Source organism: Marinagarivorans sp. (genome assembly GCF_982758155.1).
The window spans coordinates 1-6,981 of record NZ_CEXWTU010000250.1; the positions used below are offsets into that span (position 1 = coordinate 1).

The 6,981-nt window shown below is 47.1% G+C and carries 6 protein-coding genes and 1 pseudogene; 4 read left to right on the forward strand and 3 right to left on the reverse strand.

Annotated elements, in window-relative coordinates:
* Positions 1-125: 125 nt before the first annotated feature.
* Positions 126-722, reverse strand: coding sequence for a LemA family protein (locus AC3A8L_RS18555; RefSeq protein ID WP_487963769.1), 597 nt, complete (start codon positions 720-722; stop codon positions 126-128).
* Positions 723-786: 64 nt separating this feature from the next.
* On the reverse strand, positions 787-2,361 hold the full coding sequence (locus AC3A8L_RS18560) for an MFS transporter (protein WP_487963770.1): 1,575 nt from the start codon (positions 2,359-2,361) through the stop codon (positions 787-789).
* 157 nt (positions 2,362-2,518) lie between these two features.
* On the opposite strand from AC3A8L_RS18560, the gene AC3A8L_RS18565 reads away from it, so the two are divergent.
* The 4 genes from AC3A8L_RS18565 to groL all read left to right on the forward strand — a co-directional run bounded on the left by AC3A8L_RS18565 (position 2,519) and on the right by groL (position 6,514).
* Complete coding sequence (locus tag AC3A8L_RS18565; protein ID WP_487963771.1) at positions 2,519-3,568, forward strand: DUF481 domain-containing protein; 1,050 nt, start codon at positions 2,519-2,521, stop codon at positions 3,566-3,568.
* 301 nt (positions 3,569-3,869) lie between these two features.
* Positions 3,870-4,322: an FxsA family protein gene (locus AC3A8L_RS18570; RefSeq protein ID WP_487963772.1), complete on the forward strand. Its 453-nt coding sequence runs from the start codon at positions 3,870-3,872 to the stop codon at positions 4,320-4,322.
* A 177-nt stretch (positions 4,323-4,499) separates the two neighbouring features.
* Positions 4,500-4,793, forward strand: a complete 294-nt coding sequence (locus tag AC3A8L_RS18575) for a co-chaperone GroES (protein WP_487963773.1) — start codon at positions 4,500-4,502, stop codon at positions 4,791-4,793.
* A 71-nt stretch (positions 4,794-4,864) separates the two neighbouring features.
* The gene (gene groL, locus AC3A8L_RS18580) at positions 4,865-6,514 is read left to right on the forward strand and encodes a chaperonin GroEL (protein ID WP_487963774.1); all 1,650 of its coding nucleotides are present in this window, start codon (positions 4,865-4,867) and stop codon (positions 6,512-6,514) included.
* Positions 6,515-6,583: 69 nt separating this feature from the next.
* Here groL and AC3A8L_RS18585 read toward each other — a convergent pair.
* A pseudogene (locus AC3A8L_RS18585) lies at positions 6,584-6,937 on the reverse strand (methylglyoxal synthase); the annotation flags it as partial.
* Positions 6,938-6,981: the final 44 nt, after the last annotated feature.

Here is a 6,981-nt window from a genome sequence, read left to right on the forward strand (position 1 = left end):
TAAGGATGTCGATATCAAGCATTAGTGGATGAAATATTGTTTCCTCGTCCCTAAGCCGCGCCACCGTCATAGGCGAAAGTGGCGCGGCTTATTTGGCGTTGGCTAATGCAGGTTGGACGTTTTGTTTAAAACGAAACCTTAGGGGCAACAGCAATGGCGTCGCTGTCGTCAAATTCTAGAAGCGCGGCTTTTTGATTGTGGCCCAACATATTCGCAAAAATAACAGCAGGGAAGCTTTCACGTACGATGTTGTAAGCCATTACTGCATCGTTGAAGGCTTGGCGGGCAAAACTTACACGGTTTTCGGTGGACGATAGTTCTTCAGTAAGCTGCTGCATATTGGTGCTGGCTTTAAGGTCTGGGTAGGCTTCCATCACCATATTAAATCGACCCATGGCTTGTCCCAGTATTTGTTCTGCGCCGGCAAGGGCTTGGATATTGCCACTATCGCCAGGGTTTTTACTGGCGGCGCCAAGTTCTGATGCCGCCGAGTTACGCGCTTTAACAACGGCTTCTAAGGTTTCACTTTCGTGCTTGAGGTAGGCCTTAGCGGTTTCGACAAGGTTGGGGATTAAGTCGTAACGGCGCTTAAGTTGGACTTCTATTTGCGAGAAACCGTTTTCAAACTGGTTTTTCAGCTTTACGAGCTGGTTGTAGAGGTAAATAACATACAGTGCAAAAACAACAATAATTCCGAGTGTGATCAAGCCTGAAGTACCCATAGTGATATCCTGTTACATGTAAGTTTTTGGTGAGTCTAATCGAGTTTGATGTGGCTGCCAAGTGCTACTTGATGGGCGGAGCTGTATTGTCGTTTGGTGCACGTAAATTCAGTAGCCTAAAGCGTAGTCGCCAAAGTAGTACTAAGCTAGGTGCGACCATGAGTGCTGTTAATGCGAAAAAGAGTGCCCAGTCGCCATTCAAAATATCGACCAGTAAACCGCTATTACTTGCCAGCAGGGTGCGGCCTAGGTTACCGAGTGAGGCCAGCAGGGCATATTGCGTAGCCGAAAACTGATGGCTACAAAGGTGTGAAATAAAGGCAACAAAGGCAACCGTGGCCCATGCGCTGGTACAGCCATCGATAACCACCGTCACAAAATAAAGCCATTCAACTGGCCCAGCAATGGCGAGTGCGCAGAACATTAGGTTGCTGGCGGCCATGAAAATACCGCTTATCATCAGGCCTTTTAATAACCCGAGGCGAGCATTCAGTAAACCGCAGGGGATGACGCAGGCCATTGTGACTATCCAAGTCAGCATTTTGGAATAGGTGGCTATTTGTGTTTTGCTAAAGCCAATTTCTTTGTAGAACACGATAGACATCCGGCCTAAAAATGCTTCGCCAATCTTAAAGAGAAAGATAAAGCCCAGAAGGCTAATGGCTATTGCCATGCCGTTGCGCATAAAAAAATCACGTAATGGCAAAATAAGGGTGTGATAAGTATTCGCTAGAATGCGCTCATTAAATGATGCGTTATTCGGTAGGTTTGTGCTGGGCAGCTGGCCGAGCGAGCGTAATAAAAAGCCCGCGAGTAAAATTTCTGCTGTAATAACGGCAGGAATGAAACCTTGCGACTGCAAGAATGAATCAGGAATTCCCCAGCCCCCGACGGCCCAAATAACGAGGAGCCAAGGTAGCATCATGAGTATTAAGAGTGCTTTTTGATGCTGTTTTGAACGGCACATCGGCAGCAGTAATGTGGTGTTATCTGTGCCCGCTGCTGAGGTTTGAGCGGTAGGCATAAAAATGCATAGTGCTGCCATAGCAGCTGTAATAGCCGCTAAGAGTTGGTACAGACTAGGCCAGTTCCAGCCAGCATCTGACAGTGCTAAAGGGATAAAACCAATCGCGGCGTAGCCCGTCCACCAACCACCGGTTGCGGCGGCGGCGCCGGCTGAAATTAACGCTTTGTCTTGTTGCTGAAAGCTTTGCACGCGGTAGGCATCGATGGCGATATCTTGCGTGGCGGATGCGCAGGCGAGTACAAGCCCAATAAGTATGAGTGTCTTGGCGGAACCTGTGGGTGCGTAAAGGCTCATGGCTAGGCAGCTACAGGCGATAATGATTTGACAGGCAATAATCCAGCTTTGTTTGTTGCCTATTTTTCGGCGGGTATTGAATAGGCCGCTCAGGGAGAAACGATCAATGAGCGGAGCCCATAAAAAATTGATTGAGTAAACCGCAAAGATTAGGCCGGCAAAGCCAATACTGCTACGACTTAGCCCGGCTTCTTGTAGCCAGAGTGTTAGCGCAGAGCCAATCATGACCCAAGGCAACCCGCTTACAATACCGAGTAAAAAAATACTGATAATGCGGCGATCTAAATAGATTTTTGTTGTATTAAGCGCTTTGAGCACAAAGAGGGACTCGTTTGATCTTATCGAAACTGTAGCCTTTTGCTGGGTGGCCCAGTGGTTAATGCCTCTAATGTAGCAGGAATTTTAAGGTAGAAGGCCCATCAAAATTTATTTTCGGTTATTATGCACGCATTCTAACCTGTTGGGAAAAACGTCCATGAAGTTGATTTTAGGCATTGCATCCTGTCTGTTGGCAGTATCGGCAAGCGCTGGCCAAATTGAATTAAAAAATGGTGACAAGATTGGTGGCCAATTAAAGTCTGTGCACGGCGAAAAGCTGGTATGGAAAGCTGATAAAGTGGGTGAATTGACGGTTAAAAAGGCTGATATAGAAAATATCATATTGCCTGAACCCGTGAAGTTGCGAGGCTATAGTGAACCCTGTCAGTTGGCTGAGTTTGCTGGCGGCATGGTTCGCTTTAATTGTGCGGAAGAAATTAAAGAGTATTCCTTGTTAAGTTTGCACGATGTCGTGCCTTTTTCTTCTTACGAGAGTGCTTTACACAGTTATGGTGGCAAACTGACGTTAGTGGGCACAGAAAAAAGCGGCAATGTAGAGTCTAATGATTGGCTTGCGGCTTCTCAGGTTAATTTGCGTATTAACGACTTTCGGCACGACTTTGAACTGCTTTATACCGGTGAATTTCTGAAGATTGAAGCTGAAGAGGGGCAGCCACCGGTAAAAAGTAGTGTGACCGAGTACTACAAAGGTTTTTATGGCGTTAACTGGTTTTTCAAGCCGCGCTGGTACTTGCTGGGTGATTTGACCGCAGAAAAAGATGACGCTAAACAAATATCTGAGCGCTATGTCGGTGGTCTCGGTTCGGGTTTTCAGTGGTGGGAATCGGAAATTACGGCGCTTAAGCTCGAGGCGAGTGTACTGAAAACTAAAGAATACTATGACCTGAGTGCAGAGGATCTTGCGCTAGATGTCGCAGGGCGTAAAACGTTTTCTTCGGGCCGTATCGCGGTAGATTTCCGGTATTTGTTTGCGCACAATATTGCCTTTTTTCATCGTAGCGATGCGTCGCAAAGCTTGGATGATAGTAATGACTGGCGGGCGAATGCTGATACCGGCCTTTCGGCCCCGCTCGGATTTGGCGTGTCAGCTAGTCTATTGATGAGTTACGACTACTTGAACGAGCCACAAGCCGGGGTTGAAAAATCGGATACCACTTACCGAGTGGGCGTGAGTTATAAATGGTAGCGTTTTGCGCGCTAACCAATCGGCCTGCAACACTTGAACTTTAGGTTGCAAGCCTCATTGTAGTTTGACTACCCCATAAAAAACCCCGTCCAAGTACGGGGTTTTTTATGGGCTTCAGACTTTAAGGGACGAGGCAATAATAGTTTATCCAATTAGGCGAAGAGATCGGCTTTCTTATCAAGGCGCTTAAAGGGGCGCATGCCGGGGCATGTAACGCTTTGAGCAACGAAGATAAGGAGGTCGAGATCAAGCATTAGTGGATAAAATATTGTTTCCTCGTCCCTAATAGCATGGTGTTTATATGCGTGGTTTTTTATTGCTTGTAGTGTTGTTGCCAGTGTTTGATTTGGCGCTCATGGGGCATCTTGTTGGTTTCTGGAATACCGTTTTTCTTGTGTTTGCTTCGGCCTTTTTAGGTTTTGCATTGATCCGTTATCAAGGGCTTGCCGCATTGAATGCTGGTCGAGCCAAGTTGGCGGCGGGGCAGATGCCTCTTTCTGAAATGACGACAGGCTTATTTTTGGCGTTTGCGGGCGCATTATTTATCCACCCGGGTTTCATTACCGACTTGCTGGGTTTGATTTGCTTAATCCCTGGGGTCCGCCAATTGTTTGCGGGCTGGGCTGTGGTCCGTTTTGCGCAAAGGCGGCAGGCGCCCGGTGCAGAATCAGAAACAATTCTTGAGGGGGAGTTCGAAGAAGTAGGGCTTAGAGAACCACCGCACATAGAGCAGAACAATCAGAAAAAAAACTAAAAAAACTACTTGGGGGGTGTTGAAATCGATAATTCCGCTCCCATCATGGCTGCACATAGTTTTGCGCAATTGTTGAGTTGTCACTGCGCGGCACCGCATTAGCGGTTTAATCACAGTCCAATCCTTAATGAAAGGTTGGGCTACAAACAGTAAATCGTACACTTTGGAGATTAGTCGATGAAAATTCGTCCCTTACACGATCGTGTTGTAGTGCGTCGCAAGGAAGAAGAAAAAATGAGCTCAGGCGGTATTGTACTTCCTGGTTCGGCTACGGAAAAACCTAACCAAGGTGAAGTTATTGCCATTGGTTCTGGTCGCGTTTTAGAGAATGGCGAAACTCGCGCTCTTGACGTTAAAGTTGGCGATACCGTGGTTTTCGGTAAGTATGCCGGTACCGACACTATTGAAGTTGATGGCGAAGAGCTGATTATTATCAGTGAGAGCGACATCAAAGCCGTTGTAGAAGCGTAAGTCGTTATTCGCGATTTCCTTTCCAACTTATTGAATTAACCCTACTGACAAATTAGTAAGGAACATAGATCATGGCAGCTAAAGATGTATTGTTTGGCGACAGCGCTCGTCAAAAAATGTTAAAAGGCGTAAACATTCTCGCCGACGCAGTAAAAGCAACCTTAGGCCCCAAAGGCCGTAACGTTATCTTAGAGAAGTCATTTGGTGCACCTACCGTGACTAAAGATGGTGTTTCTGTTGCCAAAGAAATCGAATTGAAAGACAAGTTCGAAAACATGGGCGCGCAAATGGTTAAAGAAGTTGCATCACAAGCTTCTGACGAAGCGGGCGATGGAACGACTACAGCGACTGTATTGGCACAAGCCATTGTAAACGAAGGCCTTAAAGCTGTTGCCGCTGGCATGAACCCAATGGATCTTAAGCGCGGTATTGATAAAGCGGTTGTTGCTGCTGTTGCGCATATCAAATCTATTGCTCAGCCTTGCGAAGACACCAAGTCTATCGCGCAGGTAGGTACTATTTCGGCAAACAGCGATACTGCTGTTGGTGAGATCATCGCTGAAGCCATGGAAAAAGTGGGTAAAGAAGGTGTTATCACTGTAGAAGAAGGTAGTGGCCTTGAAAACGAACTCGACCTTGTTGAAGGTATGCAGTTTGATCGTGGTTACTTGTCGCCTTACTTCATCAACAACCAAGACAACATGAGCGTTGAGCACGAAGCGCCGTTCTTGTTATTAGTTGATAAAAAGATCACTAACATTCGCGAATTGCTACCTGTATTGGAAGCCGTTGCTAAAGCCGGTAAGCCTTTAGTGATTGTTGCTGAAGATGTTGAAGGCGAAGCGTTGGCCACATTGGTTGTGAACAACATGCGCGGTATTGTTAAAGTTTCGGCGTGTAAAGCACCGGGTTTTGGCGATCGTCGTAAAGCGATGCTGCAAGACATTGCTACCTTGACTGGCGCAACTGTTGTAAGCGAAGAAGTAGGCTTAGATCTTGAGACTACAACGCTTGAGCACCTTGGCCAAGCTAAGCGTGTAACCATGTCTAAAGAGAACACCACTATCGTTGATGGCGCTGGTAACCCAGAAGAAATCAAAGGTCGTGTTTCTCAAATTCGCGCACAAATCGAAGATACTTCTTCGGATTACGATCGTGAAAAACTTCAAGAGCGCGTTGCTAAATTAGCGGGCGGTGTTGCTGTTGTTAAAGTTGGCGCAGCGACTGAAATTGAAATGAAAGAGAAAAAAGCACGCGTTGAAGATGCATTGCATGCAACACGCGCTGCTGTTGAAGAAGGCGTAGTGCCTGGTGGTGGTACTGCTCTAATTCGTGCAGTAGCAGCGATTGCTGATTTAGTTGGTGACAACGAAGATCAAAACGCGGGTGTCGCAATTGCTCGTCGTGCAATGGAAGCGCCTTTGCGTTACATCGTTGCTAACGCCGGTGATGAAGGTTCTGTTGTTTGTGACAAAGTTAAGTCTGAAAATGACCCTACTTATGGCTACAACGCAGCCTCAGGTGAGTATGGCGATATGATTGCAATGGGTATTCTTGATCCTGCGAAAGTAACGCGTACTGCACTTCAAGCAGCAGCTTCTATTGCTGGCTTGATGATCACTACCGAAGCAATGGTAGCTGATGCGCCTGAAGATAAGCCTGCAGCTGGTCCAGACGCTGGCGGCATGGGTGGAATGGGTGGAATGGGCGGCATGATGTAATCCTTGCTTCCAAGCAAACCTAAAAAAGCGGCTAATTAGCCGCTTTTTTTTCGTCTGTTGTTTGCTGCTTTAGCGGGACTTTCGCTTATTTTGATAGCTGTCGTAATCGGGGATCATGCGCTCGAGTGAATGCCCAAACAGTGGGCTGGATATCATTAAGTCGGCGCTGGCGCTGTTGCTCGCGACGGGGACATTCCAGACAGCGGCTAAGCGTAGTAGGGCTTTTACATCGGGGTCGTGTGGCATTGGCTCAAAAGGATCCCAAAAAAAGATCAGACAGTCGATTTCGCCTTCAGCAATTTTGCTACCTATTTGCTGGTCGCCGCCGAGGGGGCCACTTAAAAAGCGCTTTACAGATAAGCCCAGTGCATCGGCTACTTTACCGCCAGTGGTGCCAGTACCGCATAAGGGGCGAGGAAACAATATTTCATCCACTAATACTTGATCTCGACCTCCTTACCTTCGTT